We start from the raw sequence: 19495 nt of genomic DNA, 5'->3' as shown, positions 1-19495 counted from the left end.
CACGGCTATGGACCCCCGCATCCGGCAACACGCCGAGATAATCGCCGAGCACTCGACCGGAATCGAGGCCGGCGACCACGTCATCATCCGGAGCCAGCAGGCCGGCCGTGACCTCGTCGTCGCGCTCCACGAGGTACTCGGCGAGCGCGGAGCGCGTCCGGCAACGACCTGGCTCGACGGGCGAGCACACCGGGCGTACCTGCGGGCGGTTGACCCCGACGCCCTCGACACCCCGGAACACGTCCTCGCCTTCGTCGAGGCCGCCGATGTCATCATCGACATCAAGGCGACCCACAACGCCTACCGGACCAGTGATGTCCCGGCTGAGACAGGCACCGCTTTCGGCAAGGCACACCAGCCCATTCAGGAGGCCCAGTCGGAGACGCGCTGGGTCTTCACGCAGTTCCCCACGCCGGCTAACGCCCAACAGGCCGAGATGAGTACGGCAGCCTACGAGGACTTCGTCTGGAACGCTATCAACCGTGACTGGGCCGCCCAGCGCGAGCACCAACAGCAACTGGTCCGGATTCTCGAGGCTGGCGAGGAGGTATGTATCCGCGCCGGTGACACCGACGTCCGCATGCACATCGACGACAACCCCGTCAAGAACGACGCGGGCGAAGTCAACCTTCCCGGAGGCGAGGTGTACACCGCCCCCGTCCCGGACTCCGTCGAAGGCACGGTCGTCTTCGACAAGCCTGTCATCGTGCGGGGGCGAGAGGTAACCGGCACCCGGCTGACGTTCGAGGACGGCGAAGTCGTCAATTTCGAGGCGAAGAAACACGAGACCCGGCTCGGTGAACTACTCGACACCGACGAGGGCGCCCGCCGGGTCGGCGAACTCGGCATCGGCATGAACCGCGGTATCGACCGCTTCACGGCCAACATGCTGTTCGACGAGAAGATGGGCGACACCATCCACCTCGCGCTCGGGAACGCCTACGCAGACACGGTGAGCGAGGACGGCGAGCGCAACGAATCTGCCATCCACCAGGACATGCTCGTCGACGTGAGCGAGGACGCCACCATCGAGGTGGATGGTCAGGTGGTACAGCGGGACGGGACGTTCGTGTTCGAGGAGTAGGGAGCGTCTCCGATTGCGAGCGGCGTAGCCGCGAGCAGTAGCGAGGTTCGGAGCGAAGCGAAGAACCTCGTCTCTGAACGGCGAGCGTAGTGCGCCGTGAAGACGAGTTCGAGGCGTAGCACGTGCGAGGGGCAGGAATACGGGGCTCGGAGGCGCGTCTCTGACTGGCGTTCGGGAGCGGTGTGGAGGAGAGGATGGGGCAGGATTCGAACCACGGTCGCAGCGAGCTGCTCCCTGATTCGAATCCTTTGCTCGCATACACGTCTCTCACTGGCGTTCGGGAACGGTGGGAGGAGGAGACGGGGCAGGATTCGAACCACGGTCGGACGTGCTCGCTTCGCTGCGCGCGACCTCCCTGGTTCGAATCCTTTACTCGCATACACGTCTCTCACTGGCGTTCGAGACGGTATGCGAGGGGCAGGATTCGAACCCGCGAACCTCTACAGGAGCGGATCTTAAGTCCGCCGCTTTTGGCCAAGCTCAGCCACCCTCGCGCAGTCTGGCGTATTCGGAGCGCCCCTAAGACGGTTTCGCTTACGAGGCAGCACTGGGAGGCAGTTCTCACGGTCGCCTGAACTGACCAGCCGTATTTTCGGTTCGAGACGACTGTCGGCCACAGGCGAAAAAATCGCTATTCGCGCCGGTCCCCTACGTTCGAGTATGACGTACACACGTCGGTCCGTACTGCTCGCGAGCGCCACCTCCCTCGGCCTCGCCGGGGTCTCCGGCGTTGCTGGCGCGTTGGCACCGCAGGCCCGACCCCAGCTGGCCACCGGAGCCGCGACGCTCCAGACCGGGACCGTCTCGGGCGTGGGAGAGCCGGTCCTCGTCGACAGCGACGGGATGACGCTCTACATGTTCGAGGCGGACACGCAGGGAAGCGGCGAGAGCGCCTGTACCGGGGGCTGTGCGAACGCTTGGCCACCCCTTCTCGTCGAAGACGAGGCCAGTGTCATGGTCGCTTCGACCGTCACCGCCAGCGTCGCGACCATCGAACGCGCCGACGGCACGACCCAGGTCACCGCCGAGGGCTGGCCCCTCTACCGCTTCGCCGGGGACGAGAAGCCCGGGGACGCGAACGGGCAGGGTCTCAACGACGCGTGGTGGGTCCTCTGTCGCTGCGGCAGGCCCATCCGGACCTAGACGAGGGGCAGCGCGCCCCGAGAAAGGATCCGCTTACCAGTCCACGCTCAGCGTGCCGTCCCCGTGCGGGTCCGGGGAAATCTCCTTGTCAGTCCGGCGGTCCACGACGTGGATGATACCTGCGCCCTTCTTCGCCGGGCAGGCTTCGGCGGCCTTGATGTTGTGGTCGAGTTCGTCCTCGTCGAAGAAGTACGTCTTCGGCCGGGCGAGCGCGGTCGAGATGTCCATCTCCCAGTTCGCGGAGACCTCGGCGCACTTCCCCGCCCCGAAGCACTTGTTCGCCTCGAAGATTATCTTGTAGGGCTTCTCCTCGACGGGCGGGGCGTTGGCCTCGCCGATCTCGCTGGGGGCGTGGGCGTCGTCGGCGTCGCTCATTGCTGGGGGTTCGGGGCGCGAGGGACTTTCGTGTGTCGGTCCCGGGTTCGGGCTCCGACCTGACGGAGAAGGTTTATGTCTCGAATCTGTGAACTCCCGGGTATGTCCCCCCGCTCCTCCCGCCGAGCCCTCCTTGGCAGTCTCGGCGCGTCTCTCACGATGCTCGCCGGGTGTACGTCGTCCCCCGACGACCCACCGCCGGCAGGTGTCGACTCGATTCCCGAGCCCGACGACCACATCTACGGTGCCGACGGCGAATGGGGAAGCTTCGGCAGCGACCGGAGCCACACCCGACAGGTCAGCGACGGGAAGGCGCCCGTCGACGGGGTCACCGAGAAGTGGCGCGTCGAGGTGCCACAGCTGACCCGTCGCCTGGAACCGCTCGTCGCGAACGACGTCGTCTACCACGTCTACGACCGGTCGTTGCACGCCCTCGACGCGGCCGACGGGAGCGTCCGTTGGCGACTCCCCGACGTGGACAAGCTCCCGCTCGTCACCGATGGCACCGCGTACGTTCCGGTCGAGAACCGGCTCCTGGCGGTCGACCCACAGACGGGAGACCAGTTCTGGGAGCGCGAGCTCCCCGAACACGGCCACGTCGGCACGCCCGTGGTGGACCCCGACGGCCGACTGTTCGTCCCCGAAGGCGAGACGCTGTTCGCGCTGGACCGTGAGACCGGCGAGACGGCGTGGTCACGCCGGCTGTTCGGGCCGATAGTCGGGCCGCCGGTGCTGGTCGATGGCTGGTTCGTCGCGGTCGTCACCGAGGCGCGGAAGCTGTTCCTGCTCGAGCCCGACGGTACCGGGGCCGGCGAGTGGACGTTCCCGGCCCGGCCGCAGAGTCCCCCGACGGCCGACACCGACGGCATCTACTGCAACTTCGTCGACGGGATGACCCGGGGAATCCGGACCGAGTCGTCGCCACGCGGCGACGTCGACTGGCAGGCCGAGACCGGCTGGAACAACGGCGGGCTCGCGGTGAAGAGAAACCTCTACGCGGCCGGAACGAGGGGATTGGCCGCCATCGATCCCGAGACTGGCAGCGAGAAATGGACCTACGAGACCGGCAACTGGCGACACACCGCGCCGGTGCTCGCCCGCGACACCCTGTTCGTCGGCGGTGACAAACTGTACGCGCTGGACCCGACGCCCAGTGGCGGCGTGCTCGACGACGGGCCAGCGACCCGATGGACGAAGTCGTTCCACGGCGAGGTCGGGCCGGGCCCGGTCATCGACGACGGCGTCATCTACACCGTCGCAGAGACCGGCGAAGAAACGTACCACCTGCTGGCGCTCTCGTGAGTCTCAGTAGCTGACGACCGCGGCCAGAATCCCACCCGTCTGGCCGATACCCACGAGCGCGAACCCGGAGAGGGCGGTGTCGAGGCCACCCATGAGCGCCGGCACCACGTACAGAATCGCCCCGAGCAGGCTGAGACCCGCCCCGGCGAGGTACACCTGTGGTTGCCGGTCGACGTGCAGGCCGGTGTAGACGTAGCCCGCGGCCGGGACGAGCATCCAGCCGACGACCGTCACGGCGGCGAGCGTCGTGCTCACGGGGTCGGTGAACAGCGCGACGGTGCCGAGCAGGTTCAGGGCGGTCCCGACGACGAGGACGGCCTTCCACGCGAGCAACACACCTTCTTGCATGTCCTGCCAGGACAGCACGGTGAACGCGACGAGCAGGACGTCCATCACGAGCATCCCGACGCGGACCGTGTGCGTGCTGGCGACCGCCAGGTGCGCCAGGGTCGCGAAGGTCCACGCGAGCGGGACCAGCAGTGCGGGGCCGGTCTCTCGGAGCCGACGGAGCATACCCGTCCTGTCGCGGGCCCGGAAGTAAACCCTATCTCCGAACCAGTGACCGCGAGCGCCACGGCTGGTCGATGTGGCGTCGAAAGAAAACGGGTGTCTGTGGCGACTTACTCGTCGTGAACGTCGATGGACTCGATGACGACGTCCTGCGTCGGCTTGTCCTGGGCGTCGGTCGGCAGCGAGCCGATCTCCTCGACGACGTCCATGCCGTCGATGACCTTGCCGAAGACGGAGTGCTTGCCGTCGAGGTGCGGCGTGGCGTCGAGCGTGATGAAGAACTGCGAGCCGTTCGTGTTCGGGCCGGCGTTCGCCATCGAGAGGACGCCGGGGCCGTCGTGGCCGAGGTCCTCGTGGAACTCGTCGTCGAACTGGTAGCCGGGGCCGCCGCGGCCGGTCCCGGTCGGGTCACCGCCCTGGATCATGAAGCCCTCGATGATGCGGTGGAAGATGACGTCCTCGTACAGCGGCTCGCCCTCGATGGTCTCGCCCGTCTCGGGGTCGGACCAGGCCTTCTCGCCTGTGGCGAGGCCGACGAAGTTGTCGACCGTGTTGGGGACGCGCTCGTCGTACAGCTCTACCTCGATATCGCCGCGGTTCGTGTGGATGGTGGCAGTCAGGTCACTCATGTTCGGACCGACGGCCTGCCGGGGGAAAACGTTGTGGATTGTCGGCACGCTTACCCTCTTTGCACCCGTCTATTCGCGGCATGGCTGACACGACGTTCCTCAGGGGGGACCGGCTTTCGTTGCGGGCGGTCGAACCGACAGACCTCGACTTCCTCAGGCAGTACCAGAACGACCCCGACCTCAGGGGTCGACTGACCCGCGCGTTCCCACAGACCATCTCCGACGCCGAATCGTTCCTGAATTCGGTGACAGTTCGGGACAACCTCGCGTTCATCGCGACCGAGGGCGGCGACCGCGTCGGGTTCGTCGCGCTGTTCGACGTGGAGCACGTCCCCGGACGGGCGCGCCTCGGCTACTGGGTCGTCCCCGAGTATCAGGGGCAGGGCTACGCCACCGAGATGGTCGACCTCGTCGTCGACTACGCCTTCGACGAACTCCGCCTGCACAAGGTGACCGCGGACACCCTCGCGAGCAACGACGCGTCCGGGCGGGTGCTGGAGAAGTGCGGGTTCGAGCGCGAAGGGGTGTTGCGGGAACACGAGTATATCGACGGCGAGCACGTCGATAGCCACCTCTACGCAGTCTTGCGGTCTTCTCGGTAGTGCGCAGATTCAAGAGCCAGCCACCCGAACGATTCTATCGAATGACCTGCTCGGCTCGCCATCGCAGAGAGCGCGTGACACTCGCCCGGCTCCCGTCGGGCGTGGAGATCACGACGACGGTCCACAGCTACGAGGGTCCCGATGCGGGCCCGACGGTGTACGTGCAGGCTGCCCAGCACGGCCGAGAGATCAACGGAACGGAGGTGTGCCGCCGCCTGCACGACGAGTTGCCGACGACGGAGCTACGCGGTCGCGTGGTCGTCGTCCCGGTCGCGAACCCGCTCACGTTCGACCGGGTGTCGTACACCACGCCGGAGGTCCTGGACTCGGTGAACCCGAACATGAACCGCGTCTGGCCAGGGAACCCGAAGGGGACGGTCCACCAGCGGATGGTGGCCAGCCTGTGGGAGTACGCCGGCGATGCCGACGCCATCGTCGACCTGCACACGGGGAGTCCCGACATGCAAACCCACACGGTGTTCATGGAGGGCGACCCCGGTTCTCGCGACCTCGCGAACGTGTTCGGGACGGACCTCCTGCTCGCCGAACAGGCCGGTGAGGAAGCCCCCGACTCGTGGCATCGCCGCGGATTCGACGGGAAACTCCGGGTCGTCGCGGCCCGCGAGGGCATCCCGGCCATCACGCCAGAGCTCGCCCACAACAAGCAGATCGTCGAGGACGCGGTCAAGATCGGGGTCCGTGGCGTGTTGAACGTGCTCCGCTCGCTCGACGTGCTCGACGGGCAGGTGATTCCGACCGGGGAGCCACGGCTCGCGCGTAACCACCTCGGGCGGGTCGACGCCGGGGAGTCGGGCCTGTTCCGCCCGGCAGGGGGACTCGAACTCGGCCAGACGGTGTCGGCGGGCGACGACCTCGGTGTGGTGTACGACCCGACGACGTACGAGGTGCTCCAGCGCGCCGAGGTGACCCGCGATGGAATCCTCTACGCGATAACGCGGGAAGCGACAGTCAAAGGCGGGGACCGGCTCGCGAGCGTCGCGGTTCCGCTGGAAGAGTGATTACCTGCCGGGCAGGAGTTCCGTGATGCTCGCCTTGCGAACGTCGCCGTCGTCCATGACGATGATGTCGAGTTCGATGTCGTAATCGTACAGCAGTTCGCGGCAGCCCCCACAGGCCGACGTCACCGCCGGGTCGTTCTCCGGGTCGTTGCCGGGGTAGTACACCGCCGCAGAGCAGTCGAACCGGGTGTGGCCGTCCTTCAGCGCGTTCGCGAGGGTGACCGGTTCGCCGTGGACGCTGGCGTTCCCGATGCGGGAGTTCACGTTGATCGCGGTGTACACCTCGCCGGATTCCGTTCTGAGGGCGGAGGCGACGTCGTGTCGCTCCGGGTGGAAGTGTTCTTCGAGGCAGGCTTCCGCCTCACGGATGAGGTCGTAATCTGCAGCGTAAAGTGACCGAGAGTCCATGCCCTCGATTCGAGTGTCGGCACCAAAAGGGTGCGGTTACAGTTCAGAAGTCTCGGAGGTCGTCTAGCACTGCGGCCGCGTCGCCCGATTCGATGGCTTCGCGGGCCGCCGCCAGTCCCTCGTCGAGGGCAGACACGTCATCGCGGGCGTACATCCGGAAGGCCGCGTTGAGGGCGATGGCGTCGGCGAACTGGTCGTCGCGCTCGCCCGCCAGGACCGCCTCGGTGATGGTCGCGGACTCTTCGGCGACGTTCTCGACTTCGAGGTCCTCGCTCTCGAAGTCCATGCCGAAGTTCGCGGTCTCGATCTCGTAGTCAGAGAGTTCCTCACCGTCCCATTCTGCCACTTTGGTGTACCCGGGACGGATGTCGTCGTACCCCTCCATGCCCTGGAACATGACGACCTTGTCCACGTCGCTCTCGCGGCTCTCGACGAAGGTGTCACACACCTTCTTCGCGAACGCGAGGTGGTAGAACGAGCCGAGGTGGACCGAGGCGTTCGCGGGGTTCGCGAGCGTCTCGATGGTGTTGACGAACGAGCGAACGCCGAGCTGGTCGCGCTGCTCCCAGAGCGCGTGGACCTTCGGGTTGAACTCGGGCTGGTAGTAGAAGCCGAAGCCGGTCTCGTCGACCATGTCGGCAGACTCCTGGACCGAGAGCTCGGTCCGAATCCCGAGTTCGTCCAGCACGTGCTTGTAGGCGTCCTGCTTCTGGGTGGGGACGCGGTCACCTGAGTGCGCGACCACGGGGGTGCCGGCCGCCGCGGCGACGACGCCCGCGCCGACGCCGAAGATGGCCGAGCGGCCCTTGCCGTCGTAGTTCGCGCCGCAGTCGACCGGGTCACAGTCCGGCTCCGCCGTGACGACGCTCTCCTCGCGCATCACGTCGGTGTACGCGCCGAGTTCCGCCGCGTTGTTGTGCTTCCAGCGGTTCGCCAGCCAGAATCCCCCGAGGGTAAGATCGTCCGGTTCGCCGCCGAGGATGCGCTGGAACGCCTCCCGGGCCTGTTCGCGTGTCAGGTCCTCCGCGGACTTCGGACCCGAGCCACACACTTCCGTCATCAGCCGTTTCAGCGGCCACTCGCCGTACTCCTGGGACGTTTTCGTCATGGACGGGCGTTAGGACGGTCCGGCCAAAAGTCGCCCGGTCCGTTCTCGGGCCACGGGAACGTCGGGACTCTCGCTACTCCTTTCTGTAGCTCGCGGTCCGCCCCCACGAGGTCTTCTTGCCCCACAGCCCCGAGCGCATGCACTCCAGCTCGACGATCTGGGAGTTGTCCACGAACAGGTTCACGTTCGGGCCGAAGTTCTTGATGTACCACTCGAACACCGGCGGGTCGGCAGCCTCGAACACGCAGTTCTCGATGCCGACCTCGTTGGCGATCTGGAAGGCCACGTCGGTCCGCCACTCGCGCACCCGCTCGGTGATGCCCTCGGATTCGACCATTATCTTGTACGCGCCGGCCTCCAGGTGGCGCTCGGCCTCGCGGATGGCGCTCGTCGGGTCGATGGCCGCCTCGCTCTCCAGTTCCTCGACGCTGGAGGCACCACCGGCCCCGAACTGGACGTTGATCTCGGGCTTCGGTTTCAGCCCGTAGTTCGCGACCGTCTCGGTCAGGGCGACGAGGTCGTCGGTGTCGATGGCGAGGAAGCCCGACGAGATCTCCACGATGTCGAATCCCAGGTTCTTCGCCTCCTCGATGTAGCGGTCCACGAGGTCGTTATCGCGGACGAGGACGTTCTCGACGAACCCGCCCGTCGAGACCATGACGTCGAACTCGTGGCAGGTGTCGATGAGTTCTTTCACTGCTTCCTCGGGCATCAGGGCGAACGAGCCGCCCGAGAACTTGTAGATGTCCACGTACTCCCCCATCGTCTCCAGGATGTCCCGCAACTCGCGGGGCCCCATCGGGTCGTAGTACGGGCCGCGAATCTCGGTGATGCCGCGGTCGCGGGGTTTCTCCGGCCGGTCGTTGACGTGCAGGAAGTCGAAGGCGCGAGCCATGAGGGAAGTTGGGTCGCAAGTCGATTAGGAGTGCGGCTTGGTAACACAAGACGCTCCCTGTGCGGTGGGCGTCCTGTCCCCGACGGCCTAACCGTCTGTGCCCACCCGTTACCCGTCTGGAGTCCCTCGTCTCGAGTATGGTCGACAGAGAACTCGGACAGGCGGTCATCGTGTACGACGACCCGGACGGCGAGACCGTCGAGAAGACGGTCGAGAACGAGCACATCGCGTACTTCCAGGACCACTGGATACTGAAGACCGGCGAGGAGGACGGCCGCGACCTCGTCCGCCGCATCCCCATCCAGCGCGTCCACTACGTCGAGCGCTCTGTCGAACAGTTCGAGCGCGAGGTCAGCACGCTGCGCGACCAGGTCCAGTCGGTCGCCGACGACCTGCGCTCGAAGCTCCTCGGCGGGGAGGGCGGGCGCGATAGCCACGACCAGGAGCCAGTCCACATCGACGTGAACGAGGGGAACGACGACCGCGGTCGCTGACCGGCCAACCCGGCAGGCGGCCCTCCGTCGCTGGCGTGCGGTGCGGTTTATCCACCGCCTAGCCGCTGTCTCTCCGATTCTGGCGGACTTAGCAGGCTCGTAGCAAGGGGTCCCGGGCTGCAAGTGTGTCGTGAATGGGTTCAGAACGAACGCGCCGTCAGGTCCTCCGGCTCGCCGGCACGGGTGCCACGCTCGGCCTCGCGGGCTGCACCGATGCCGGGTTGATTGGGACCGAACCACCGACCGACACCCGGACGGAGCGCCGTGCCGATACGACGACAGACACGCCGACCGAGACCGACACGACCGACGAAACCACCACCGAACCCGATGACCCAGCCATGAGCACCGTCTTTCACTTCTCGAAGCCGCCGGAAGAACAGCGCCACGCCGTCGCGAACGTCGCGAACCTGCTGGCAGACGACTCGACGCCCGTCGACCAGACCGTCCTCGTCGCCAACGGGCAGGGCATCTACCTGCTCACCGAGTCCGAATCGAACTACCCCGAGAAGGTCCGCACGCTCGCCGAGCAGGGTGTCTCGTTCCGGGCCTGCCAGAACTCGATGGCGGCACTGGACGTGGGCGAGTCCGACCTCCTGGACGTCGTCGAGACCGTCCCCGCGGGCGTCGGCGAGCTCACCAAGCTCCAGGCACGCGACGGGTTCGCCTACATCGAGACGCCGTAGGCTGGCCGGACCGGTCACCGGCCGTTACTTCAACAGCGCGACCAGGTCCTCCACGTCGTGTTGCTCCAGTTGCAACACCGCCTCGACGATGTCATTCCGGTGGTCCTCGTCGTACCGCCCCTGGGTAAGGTCGTGGAACTTCGCCTCCACCTGCTCCCAGGCCATCGGGTCGGTCGGGTGGCCCTGGAACCCCGATTTCTCGATCTCGTAGGTGGTGCCGTCCTTGAGCGTGACGTGGAGCAGTGCGGGCATCTCCCCCTTCTCGAACCGCGTCGTCAACGCCTCGTCCTCGCTGACCTCGACGGTCCGGAGCAGCGTCTGGACGTCCTCGCGCCGGATGCGGTCGCGGTCGTAGGCGTCGATGCCGAGTTCGCGGTCGGCCAGCGCCGCCGCCAGCATATAGGGTAAAGAGTGGTCGGCCTGCGCCTTCGTCTCCACCTCGTAGCGGCTGCCCTCGCCGCCGCCGATGATGAGCTTCGCGCCCGCGAAGGTGTCCAGATGGATGCGCTCGACCTGTGCCGGGTCGATGTCTTCGGACTCGGCGAGCTGGATGATGCCCTCGACCGCGGATTGTGCATAGGTCTCGGCGACGTAGCGCTTGGTCATGGTGTCGAACACGCGCTCGCAGGTCGGGTCGAGGTCGACCTCGAAGTCACCCGAGATGACCTGCTGCCAGCCCTTCTGTCCCTCGAACAGGTTCGTCGGCCCGTCCATCCCGTGGCGGGCGAGTCGGACCGAGTACACCCCGTTGCGGGCCGCGTTCGCGCTGGCGACGCCCTTCCACTCGTTGATGCCGCCGGTCCGGGTCACCCGCAGGGCGTTGTGGGCCGTGCCGGCGATGCCGATGGCGTTCGCCAGCGCGTCCGGGTCCAGGCCGTAGGCCTTGCCCGCGGCACAGGCCGACGAGATGACGGTGTGGGTGACGTGGTCCCAGCCGCGGTCGCGGACCGGCGCGTTCCAGGCCAGTTCGCCCTGTACCTCGTAGGCGACCCCGATGGCCTCGAGCAGGTCCTTCCCGGTGCCGCCGGCGTCCTCGGTGCAGGCGATGGCGGCCGCGATGTTGTCGCTCGGGTGGGGCGTCTCCCCGGGCGCGAGGAATGAGTCCATGAAGTCGAGGTACCGCACCAGACTCGTGTTGTGCATCGTGGCCTCGTCGGGGCTGGCTCGCGCCCGGTGGCCCCACAGCCGACAGGGTCCGTCCCGGCCGTATTCGGTGACGGTGCTGAAGACGGTGTCTGTCGTCTCGGCGTCGAGGGCGGCCACTGCGATGCCGAGCGAATCGAGCACGCGCTTTTTCAGTTCGTCGACCACGTCGTCCGGGAGGGCGTCGTACTCGACGGCGGGCACGAACTCGGCGAATGTCTGGGTTTCGACCATGCTAGAGAATGCGGGGCACACCCGGAAAGCCGGTACCCACGAGTGCTCAAGCCGAACGACGTGCGGAGGTGGTCGTGACGGGGGTCCGGTCGCCGTGCTACGCGATCCTGTAGCCGAACTGGATGCCATCGTCGTCCACCCACACCGACAACCGACCGGAGGCAGGACGGTCGTCCAGGTTCCACTCGTACGTGGCCCTGTCCGCCGAGTCGGTTCTCGCCGCCACGAGATACACGCCGGACGCCCGATGCTCGAACAGGTCGAGGTAGCGTTGGCGCTCCGGCCGAAGACTGAACGTGTCGTCGAACACGGCCGCTCCAGACGACTCGTCTGTTATTCGAACCCTGAAGCGGCGGGTTTCGTCGGTCCCGTTCGAGACGCGAACGTCGACGTGGTCGTCGCCAGTGCCGACGTCGGTGGGATAGGTCTGGTTGAACGTGGTCGTTCCCGTCTCGCGCTCGGTCGCCGCCCCGGGCGCTGTCGTCGTCGCCCCGGGCGTCGACTCGGAGAGACAGCCACCGACACCGAGCGAGAGGGCGGTCGCGAACGGCAGTTTCACGACCCGTCGGCGGGTGTGGTCACCGTCGGCCATCGAATCGGTCGTCGCAGGCGCTCGTATTCCCCTCCATGCATGGCAGTTCATGCATCCGGGTGTCCGGTTCGGCGTGGACGTCGCCGTTCGAAACACCTACCCTCCCGAACTCCCTAGCACCGGCGATGAACACGCAGTCGGGTGACTGGCGAGCGAGCCTCGACGACGTGGACGCTCGCCTCATCGACGAGTACCAGTCTGGCTTCCCGGTGACGGCCGACCCCTTCGAGGTCGTGGGGGACGACCTCGGCGTCACCGCGGCCGAAGCGTTCGAGCGCGTGACCCGCCTCCGGGAGTCGGGGGTCTTCCGGCGATTCGGCCCGGTGCTGAATCCGCCCGTCATCGGCTCCTCGACGCTGGCCGCCGTCAAGGCCCCCGAGGACCGCTTCGAGGAGGTGGCCGGGGTCATCAACGGCTACCGGCAGGTGAACCACAACTACCGCCGCCAGCACGAGTGGAACATGTGGTTCGTCGTGACCGCCGGCTCCCGCGAGACCCGCGACCGCATCCTCGGCGAGATCGAGGAGCGAACCGGCTGCGAGGTGTTGAACCTCCCGATGCTCACCGACTACTACATCGACCTGGAGTTCCCGGTCGTGAACTCGGACCGGTTCGCCCGAGAGAGTCTGGAATCCACGGACGTCTCCGCCACCCGCATCTCCGAGAACGCGACGGGCGACCTCACCGCCTTCGAGGGCGACCTGCTGCTCGCCATCCAGGACGGCTTCCCGCTCTCACAGACGCCCTACCGCGACCTCGCGGCCGACCTCGACGTCGACGTTTCGGACGTGCTCGACGCCATCGAGCGCCTCCAGGCGAACGGCTGCATCAAGCGCATCGGCTGCATCGTGAACCACGTCGTCACCGGCTTCTCGAACAACTGCATGGTCGTCTGGGACGTCCCCGACGACGAACTCGACGAGCGCGGGCTGGCGGTCGGCGAACTCCCCTACGTGACGCTGTGTTACCACCGGCCGCGCCGGCCCGAACAGGACTGGCCGTACAACCTGTTCACGATGATACACGGGCGCGAGGCCGAGGCTGTCGACGAGAAGGTGGACGAACTCGCGAGCGAGTACCTGCCGTTCGAGCACGAGCGGCTCTACTCGACGGAGACGTTGAAACAGACGGGCGCGCAGTACGACGAACTGGTCTGAAGCGGTTCTACTTGGAACTGAACAGGATCATCGGGCCGAGCACGAGCAGTCCGATTCCGAGGAACGTGTACTCGACGGGTGCCAGGCTCGCCGGGGTCAGCACGAAGATCGCGCCGAACGCGACGACGTTGATGCCGATTATCTTGGCAGATTTCAGCGGGAGCGCCCCGACGACGGAGAGAATGAACGCTGCCAGGAGCGCCTGCCCGACGTTGTACTGGAGCAGGAAGTTGTCGATTATCTGTAGTGGGAGCGCGGTCATCCTTGGTCGATACTCCCGACGAAGCGGCCTTAATGCTAACGAAACGTGGCTACTCTGGCCCGGTGAGGTCGAGGGGGCGAATCCAGCGGAACCAGAAGGCGAGCGCGACGCCGCCGAATCCGCATGCCCACGCGACCGTCCCGATGAACGGGTAGCCGGCCGCGGTCAGCATGTACTTGAGGATTCCGGGGACGATGACGCCGAACGCGACCGTCAGCCCGGCCAACACCGTCTCATCACGGTCGAGGGCGGTCGTCGAATGTTCTCCCATACATGGCCCTACGGCTGGGCCAGCGTGAAACTCACGGTTTCGGCTACAGGTGTCGAACGAAGTACGGGGATGGACGCACGCGTGCTGTCAACCATGGAGCGTGTGACGTGCGTCCACGTGTGACTACTACGTGACGTACCAAAAGCGTCACTGGGGCTGTGCACGGCGAGTGCGCCGCCGCTGGCTGGAACGTGGACCCTCGAAAGAACGGTGTGGGAATCGTGGGATGCCTGCAGTGGGATGTCTGCAGTGGGATGCCTGCAGTGGGATGTCTGCAGTGGGATGCCTGCAGTGGGATGTCTGCAGTGGGATGTCTGCAGTGGGATGCCTGCAGTGGTGGCTCCGCTCAGACGCCGAGGTAGCGCTGGCGGAGCGCTTCGTCTTCGCGCAGTGCGTCGGTCGTCACCTCCTCGACGATGTGGCCCTCGTCCAGGATGTAGTGGCGGTCCGCGACCGCCATCGCCATCCCGACGTTCTGTTCGACGAACAGGACGGTGATACCCTCCTCCTCGTTGATGTCCGTGATGATGTCCTCGATGCGCCGGACGATGTAGGGCGCGAGCCCTTCGGACGGCTCGTCGAGCAGCATCATCTCGGGGTTCGACGCGAGTGCCCGGGCGATGGCGAGCATCTGCTGTTCGCCCCCGCTCATGTTCCGGGCGTGTTTCGTCCGCATCTCCTGCAACTCGGGGAACGACTCCAGGATCTCCTCGCGGCCACGCGGGTTCGGCGCGTGGTTGATGGCCATCTGGATGTTCTCCTCGACGGTGAGCGCCGGGAAGCACCGGCGGTCCTCCGGGACGAGGCTCACGCCGGTCGCGGCCACCTCGTAGGGGGCTTTCCCGACGAGTTCGTCACCGCGGAACCGGATGGAACCCGACCGAACCTCGGGCACCTCGGTCCCGATGACCGAGCGCATCGTCGTGGTCTTCCCGGCCCCGTTCCGGCCGAGCAGCGAGACGCGCTCGCCCTCGTACACCTCCATGTCGACACCGAACAGGACCTGCCCGGTCTCGTAGCCGGCTTCCAGCGAGTCGATGCTGAGCAGCGGGTCCTCGCCGGGGCGACGGTCGGTGGCGTCGATGGGGTCTGCAGGGCTGTCCGCGCTCATAGTTCCTCCCTGACGCCGCCGAGGTAGGCGTCCTGGACGGCCTGGTTCTCCTGGATCTCTGCGGGCGTGCCGGTCGCGAGTTCCTCGCCGCGGTTCAACACCGTGACCCTGTCGCTGATGGAGAGGACGACGTCCATGTCGTGCTCGATGAGCAGCATCGTCAGGTCGAACTCCTCGTGGATGTCCTGGATGAGCTCGGCGGTCTCGGTGGTCGCGCTGGGACTCATGCCCGAGGTGGGTTCGTCCAGCAACAACACGTCGGGGTCGGTCGCGAGCGCCATGGCGATACCGAGCAGGCGCTGGTCGCCGTGGCTCAGGTTCTTCGCCGTGGTGTCCGCGACGTGGTCCAGGCCGAGGCGGCGCAGGAGCGACCGGGCCCGTTTCAGGCCGACCGACTGGCCCTGTCCGAGCAGGTCGAGGCTGAACTCGCCCGCCTCCGCCGTCTGCACGACGATGCGGACGTTCTCCAGCACGGTCGCGTCGGTGAACAGCTGGTTCGACTGGAACGACCGGGCGATGCCGACGTGGGCACGGCGGTGCTCGGGGAGGCCCGTGATGTCCTCGCCGTACAGCTCCACCGACCCGCTCGTCGGTTCGAGCACGCCCATGACCTGGTTGAAGAAGGTCGTCTTCCCGGCCCCGTTGGGACCGATGATGGCGCGCAGTTCGCCCTCGGGGATGGCCAGCGAGACGTCCTCGTTGGCGTACAGCTCCCCGAACGCCTTGGTCAGTTCGTCGGTCCGCAAGGCGACGGTGTCTGTCGGTTCGGTGGTGGTCGTGGATGCTTCTTTGGTACTCATTCGGTGTCACCTCCGGTGAGGCGGGCCGCGGCCCGCTGGCTCGCGCCCTTCAGGCCACCCCACAGCCCCTCGCGGGGCGAGGAGAGGATGATGAGCACGAACAGCAGGCCGAGCAGGAACTTCCAGTGCTCCATGTACGGTTCGACGTTCAGGGTGACGAGCGCGAACTCCGACAGCGGGAGCTGGAGCAGCTCGAAGTCGGTCAGGTAGTCCTCGCTCCCCAGCCAGACGAACACGCCGGCGAACGGCCCGGCGAAGTAGTTCATCCCGCCGAGCACCGACATCAGGACGGCGTCGCCGGAGGTCGTCCAGTGGAACGTCTCCAGGACCGCGCCCTGGTCGTTGATCTCGAGCAGCGAGCCCGCCAGCGAGGCGAACAGCGCCGAGATGGTGAACGCGTACACCTTGTAGCGCGTCGTGTCGATACCCATGGCGCGGGCGAGTTCCTCGTTCTCGCGGATGGCCCGGAGCGTCCGGCCGAACGGCGACCGGAGCAGCTGCCAGAGGCCGACCGTCGCCACGACGAAGAATATCGCGACGAGCCAGTACCAGTCGAAGTCGGGGATGCCCACGAACGAGACGAACTTGTCGCCCCGGTCCGCGAGAATCCACGCCGGCAGGGTGTTACTGGAGATGCCGTCCGACCCCTCCGTGAGCCCGCCGGGGTTCTGGTTGACGACGTAGTAGAACGCCTCCCCGAACGCGATGGTGAGCATCGCGAAGTATATCTCGCCCTTCTCGGCGATTATCTTCCCGATGCCGAACGCGACCGCGGCGGTTGCGGCGAGGCCGATGACGGTTCCGAGGAACCACGGGATGCCGAACTTCGAGAGCCCGATGGCCGTCGAGTACATCCCGATACCGAGGAACATCGCGTGCCCGAACGAGAGCACACCGGTGAACCCCAGCAGCAGGTTGAACCCGGCGACGAATATCATCCAGATGAGGATGGTCGTCGCGATGTTGCCGTAGCCCAGCACCCATTCGTGGGCCACGACCGGCCGGAGGACGAGCACCAGCGCGATGAGCGCGAGCGGGATACGGAACTCCCAGAGGAGGCTCCTGTCGGTGGCCTCGCCCATGCCGGTCCCGTAGCCCTCGCCGTCGCTGGCGAGGTCGGGTGCGTCGTCGCTCATTCGAGGAACCCCTCCGTGCCGAACAGGCCGCGTGGTCTGGCGAGCAACACGACGATCATCACGACGAACGGGACGAGCCCGCCGACGCTCGGGATGACGAGCCACTCGGGCCCGATGGTCATGCCGAGGCCGGCCGCATCGACGACCGGCTGGACGACGGGCTGGGTCACCTCACTCAGGCCCTTGAGGACGGGCTTGGTGAGCAGGATGGCCCACCCGATGAGCAACCCGGCGACGACGCTCCCGAAGATGGAGCCGACGCCACCGACCACCACGACGATGAACGTCATGATGATGAAGGAGATGCCCATGTCCGGCTGGAGGCCGACCTCCGCCCCGCGGAGGACACCGCCGAGGCCGGCGATGCTGGCCCCGAGGATGAACGTCGCGGTGAACCGGATGGGCAGGTTCGCGCCGAGTATCTCGGTCATCTCGGCGTCCTGGACGCCCGCCCGGACGGTCAGCCCGAAGTCGGTGTTCGTCACGAGGTAGTAGACGAACACGATGGCGACCGTCGACACCGCCACGGTGAACAGCCGGAACGTGCTGACGCTCGTGACGCCGAGGTTCGTCGTCGTCGAGAGCGACGCCGGAATCTCCATCGACAGCGGGGTCGACCCCCACTGGTAGCGGATCCACTCCTGGAGCATCAGCGTCAGGCCGAACGTCGCCAGCAGGCCGACGATCGGTTCCTGGCCGTACAGCCGGCGCAGCGCGAGCAGTTCGATGGCCGCGCCGACGACGCCGACGAGCAGCGGGGCGACGATCAGCGCCGCGAAGAACGGGAAGTTCATCACGGCGACGAGCTGGTAGGCGAGGTACGCCCCCAGCATGAACAGCGCCCCGTGGGCGAAGTTCACGACGTTCATCAGTCCGAGGATGAGCGACAGGCCCAGCGCGATGAGGACCAGTATCATCCCGTAGACGAGGCCGCTGATGGCCTGGTCGACGAACAGGCCGGGGTTGGTCACGAACGCGATTCCGAGGAGGACCGCCAGCACGGCCGCTGTCGCGGCGAGCCGGGGCGAGGCGAGTGCCTCCTCCCTGAGACGTTCGACGACACCTGATTGTGGTGTTTCGGTCATTCCTGCGTACTCTCTCTAGATAGTGTGGTTGGTGATGGGTCGGCGACGCTACAGGCTGCAGCCCGTCTCGCTGGGCTCGCGGGCGACCTCGTCACCGGGCGTCTTGCTCGTGTGCTTGAACCAGCTCTTGTAGGGGTCGTCCTGCATCTCGGACTGCTCCCTGGCCTGGACCGTCGACACCGGCTGGATGAGCTGGTGGTCGTCGGCCCGGAAGTACATCTTGCCTTCCTTGAGCTTGTGCTCGAGTTCGTGGCCCTCGAGTGCGCCACGGATGTCGGCGGCGTCCTTCGAGCCGGCGCGGATGGCCGCGCGGGTGAGCTGGTCCATCGAGGTGTAGCCCATGAAGTGCCGGGAGAACGGCGATGCACCGAACTCGCTGGCGACGCGTTGCTTCACGCTCTCACCGAGGTCGGTCGCCGGTGAGGATGCGGCCCACGGCGTCGCCCACAGGCCGGCGGCCGAGGCGGCCTCCTTCCCGATGCCCCAGAAGACGGACTCCTCGAACAGCGGCCCGGCCATCTTCATGTCCTCGTCCATGCCCTTGTTGAGGAACTGCTTGGTGACGATGCGCTGGTCGGTCCCGGCGATGACGACCGCGAGGCCGTCCGCGCCGGAGTTCGCCGCCTCGTTGAGGTACTGCGTGTAGTCCTGCGAGGGGAACGGCGTGCCGACCTCGCCCTCGATGGTCGCCCCGTTGGCCTTCAGGGCACCCTTGATGGCCTTCGCGCCGGTCTGCCCCCAGGTGTAGTCGGCGTACATGACGAACCACGAGTCCGCGTAGTCCGCCATCTGCGTGCCGAGTGCGTTCGCCAGCATGGAGTTCGAACACGTCGGGCGGAACATGTTCGAGGCGCACTTGCCGCCGGTCGTCGCGTCGGAGTGCGACCCGGCTGCCATGTACGCGACGCCGTTGTCCGACGCCCAGTTGCCCATCTTGATGGCGACCGAGGAGGAGACCCCACCGAGCGTGAAGTCGACCTGGTCCTCGTTGACGAGGCGCTTCATGCGTTCGAGACCGGTCCCTGGGTCGGTCTCGGTGTCCGCGGTGACGAGCTCGATGTCGACGCCGAACTCGTCTTCGAGGTCGGCCTTCGCGAGCTTCGCGCCCTGCACTTCGCCCTGCCCGAGGAAGGAGTACGAGCCGGACTGCGAGGTGATCACACCCACCTTGAACGACATGTCCTCCCCACTGGACTGCGTGCCACCCTGCGTGCCGCCGTTGTTACCGCCACCGCCACCACCGCTGGTGTCGGGATCGCTGGTGTCTGCGCAGCCGGCGAACGCTGCGACTGCCCCCGTCCCGAGTGCCTGCAGGTACCGCCGTCTGTGCACCGTGCTACCACTGTTGTTGCCGTTTTCTGGCATGGAACAAGCATACGAACAAGGGTATAAATAGGTTTCCCAAGTAGTAATTGTTATTACTATTTAAGGTGTGGGGTAGATTGCGAT

23 protein-coding genes and 1 tRNA gene are annotated in these 19495 nt (G+C 66.5%); 8 read left to right on the top strand and 16 right to left on the bottom strand.

Annotated features, from left to right (window positions below; translation table 11 throughout):
• Positions 1-7 precede the first annotated feature (7 nt).
• A complete protein-coding gene (locus ACSC1S_RS13910) occupies positions 8-1084 on the top strand; it encodes an aminopeptidase (protein WP_435364846.1) in 1077 nt (358 codons plus the stop codon).
• A gap of 409 nt (positions 1085-1493) precedes the next feature.
• Here ACSC1S_RS13910 and ACSC1S_RS13905 read toward each other — a convergent pair.
• Positions 1494-1578: transfer RNA gene (locus tag ACSC1S_RS13905), tRNA-Leu, on the bottom strand.
• A gap of 166 nt (positions 1579-1744) precedes the next feature.
• On the opposite strand from ACSC1S_RS13905, the gene ACSC1S_RS13900 reads away from it, so the two are divergent.
• On the top strand, positions 1745-2227 hold the full coding sequence (locus ACSC1S_RS13900; RefSeq protein ID WP_435364845.1) for a COG4315 family predicted lipoprotein: 483 nt from the start codon (positions 1745-1747) through the stop codon (positions 2225-2227).
• A gap of 33 nt (positions 2228-2260) precedes the next feature.
• Here the strand turns inward: ACSC1S_RS13900 and ACSC1S_RS13895 are convergent, their stop codons facing one another.
• A complete protein-coding gene (locus ACSC1S_RS13895; RefSeq protein ID WP_435364844.1) occupies positions 2261-2602 on the bottom strand; it encodes a ferredoxin in 342 nt (113 codons plus the stop codon).
• 102 nt (positions 2603-2704) lie between these two features.
• On the opposite strand from ACSC1S_RS13895, the gene ACSC1S_RS13890 reads away from it, so the two are divergent.
• Positions 2705-3904, top strand: coding sequence for an outer membrane protein assembly factor BamB family protein (locus ACSC1S_RS13890; protein WP_435364843.1), 1200 nt, complete (start codon positions 2705-2707; stop codon positions 3902-3904).
• A gap of 3 nt (positions 3905-3907) precedes the next feature.
• On the opposite strand, the gene ACSC1S_RS13885 is transcribed toward ACSC1S_RS13890, so the two are convergent.
• Together ACSC1S_RS13885 and ACSC1S_RS13880 are read right to left on the bottom strand one after the other, a co-directional pair.
• Positions 3908-4417 carry a hypothetical protein gene (locus ACSC1S_RS13885; RefSeq protein WP_435364842.1) on the bottom strand — a complete coding sequence of 170 codons (510 nt, stop codon included), beginning with the start codon at positions 4415-4417 and terminating at the stop codon, positions 3908-3910.
• 107 nt (positions 4418-4524) lie between these two features.
• Positions 4525-5043 (bottom strand): peptidylprolyl isomerase, encoded by a 519-nt coding sequence (locus ACSC1S_RS13880; RefSeq protein ID WP_435364841.1) that lies wholly within the window; start codon positions 5041-5043, stop codon positions 4525-4527.
• Between the two features lie 80 nt (positions 5044-5123).
• Here ACSC1S_RS13880 and ACSC1S_RS13875 point away from each other — a divergent pair, with 80 nt between their 5' ends.
• Together ACSC1S_RS13875 and ACSC1S_RS13870 are read left to right on the top strand one after the other, a co-directional pair.
• Complete coding sequence (locus ACSC1S_RS13875; protein WP_435319436.1) at positions 5124-5645, top strand: GNAT family N-acetyltransferase; 522 nt, start codon at positions 5124-5126, stop codon at positions 5643-5645.
• A 41-nt stretch (positions 5646-5686) separates the two neighbouring features.
• Positions 5687-6664: a succinylglutamate desuccinylase/aspartoacylase family protein gene (locus ACSC1S_RS13870; protein ID WP_435364840.1), complete on the top strand. Its 978-nt coding sequence runs from the start codon at positions 5687-5689 to the stop codon at positions 6662-6664.
• On the opposite strand, the gene ACSC1S_RS13865 is transcribed toward ACSC1S_RS13870, so the two are convergent.
• The 3 genes from ACSC1S_RS13865 to ACSC1S_RS13855 form a co-directional block, all read right to left on the bottom strand.
• Complete coding sequence (locus ACSC1S_RS13865) at positions 6665-7072, bottom strand: cytidine/deoxycytidylate deaminase family protein (RefSeq protein WP_435364839.1); 408 nt, start codon at positions 7070-7072, stop codon at positions 6665-6667.
• 43 nt (positions 7073-7115) lie between these two features.
• Positions 7116-8180, bottom strand: coding sequence for an anthranilate phosphoribosyltransferase (locus ACSC1S_RS13860; protein ID WP_435364838.1), 1065 nt, complete (start codon positions 8178-8180; stop codon positions 7116-7118).
• A gap of 73 nt (positions 8181-8253) precedes the next feature.
• Complete coding sequence (locus ACSC1S_RS13855) at positions 8254-9075, bottom strand: phosphosulfolactate synthase (RefSeq protein WP_435319432.1); 822 nt, start codon at positions 9073-9075, stop codon at positions 8254-8256.
• Positions 9076-9212: 137 nt separating this feature from the next.
• Between ACSC1S_RS13855 and ACSC1S_RS13850 the strand changes: the two genes are divergently transcribed.
• Complete coding sequence (locus ACSC1S_RS13850; protein ID WP_435364837.1) at positions 9213-9569, top strand: hypothetical protein; 357 nt, start codon at positions 9213-9215, stop codon at positions 9567-9569.
• A 134-nt stretch (positions 9570-9703) separates the two neighbouring features.
• Positions 9704-10255, top strand: coding sequence for a DsrE family protein (locus ACSC1S_RS13845; RefSeq protein WP_435364836.1), 552 nt, complete (start codon positions 9704-9706; stop codon positions 10253-10255).
• A 24-nt stretch (positions 10256-10279) separates the two neighbouring features.
• Here ACSC1S_RS13845 and ACSC1S_RS13840 read toward each other — a convergent pair whose 3' ends face one another.
• On the bottom strand, positions 10280-11632 hold the full coding sequence (locus tag ACSC1S_RS13840) for an MmgE/PrpD family protein (protein ID WP_435364835.1): 1353 nt from the start codon (positions 11630-11632) through the stop codon (positions 10280-10282).
• A 97-nt stretch (positions 11633-11729) separates the two neighbouring features.
• On the bottom strand, positions 11730-12224 hold the full coding sequence (locus tag ACSC1S_RS13835; protein WP_435364834.1) for an Ig-like domain-containing protein: 495 nt from the start codon (positions 12222-12224) through the stop codon (positions 11730-11732).
• 125 nt (positions 12225-12349) lie between these two features.
• Here ACSC1S_RS13835 and ahbB point away from each other — a divergent pair, with 125 nt between their 5' ends.
• The gene (gene ahbB / locus ACSC1S_RS13830) at positions 12350-13381 is read left to right on the top strand and encodes a siroheme decarboxylase subunit beta (protein ID WP_435364833.1); all 1032 of its coding nucleotides are present in this window, start codon (positions 12350-12352) and stop codon (positions 13379-13381) included.
• A gap of 7 nt (positions 13382-13388) precedes the next feature.
• On the opposite strand, the gene ACSC1S_RS13825 is transcribed toward ahbB, so the two are convergent.
• The 7 genes from ACSC1S_RS13825 to ACSC1S_RS13795 all read right to left on the bottom strand — a co-directional run bounded on the left by ACSC1S_RS13825 (position 13389) and on the right by ACSC1S_RS13795 (position 19411).
• On the bottom strand, positions 13389-13643 hold the full coding sequence (locus ACSC1S_RS13825) for a DUF8006 family protein (RefSeq protein WP_435319426.1): 255 nt from the start codon (positions 13641-13643) through the stop codon (positions 13389-13391).
• Between the two features lie 49 nt (positions 13644-13692).
• Complete coding sequence (locus ACSC1S_RS13820) at positions 13693-13914, bottom strand: DUF7996 family protein (RefSeq protein WP_435319425.1); 222 nt, start codon at positions 13912-13914, stop codon at positions 13693-13695.
• 346 nt (positions 13915-14260) lie between these two features.
• Positions 14261-15025, bottom strand: coding sequence for an ABC transporter ATP-binding protein (locus ACSC1S_RS13815; protein WP_435364832.1), 765 nt, complete (start codon positions 15023-15025; stop codon positions 14261-14263).
• A complete protein-coding gene (locus ACSC1S_RS13810; protein ID WP_435364831.1) occupies positions 15022-15825 on the bottom strand; it encodes an ABC transporter ATP-binding protein in 804 nt (267 codons plus the stop codon). The genes ACSC1S_RS13815 and ACSC1S_RS13810 overlap by 4 nt, the downstream gene beginning before the upstream one ends.
• The gene (locus ACSC1S_RS13805) at positions 15822-16961 is read right to left on the bottom strand and encodes a branched-chain amino acid ABC transporter permease (protein WP_435364830.1); all 1140 of its coding nucleotides are present in this window, start codon (positions 16959-16961) and stop codon (positions 15822-15824) included. Before ACSC1S_RS13805 ends, ACSC1S_RS13810 begins: the two co-directional genes overlap by 4 nt.
• On the bottom strand, positions 16958-18046 hold the full coding sequence (locus tag ACSC1S_RS13800) for a branched-chain amino acid ABC transporter permease (protein ID WP_435364829.1): 1089 nt from the start codon (positions 18044-18046) through the stop codon (positions 16958-16960). Before ACSC1S_RS13800 ends, ACSC1S_RS13805 begins: the two co-directional genes overlap by 4 nt.
• A 48-nt stretch (positions 18047-18094) precedes the next feature.
• Complete coding sequence (locus ACSC1S_RS13795; RefSeq protein ID WP_435364828.1) at positions 18095-19411, bottom strand: ABC transporter substrate-binding protein; 1317 nt, start codon at positions 19409-19411, stop codon at positions 18095-18097.
• Between the last annotated feature and the right edge of the window lie 84 nt (positions 19412-19495).

This window comes from Haloarchaeobius pelagicus (genome assembly GCF_051207375.1).
Classification (GTDB): Archaea; Halobacteriota; Halobacteria; order Halobacteriales; family Natrialbaceae; genus Haloarchaeobius.
The sequence above is the reverse complement of the archived record's forward strand: the minus strand, read 5'-3'. Positions and strand labels throughout refer to the sequence as shown.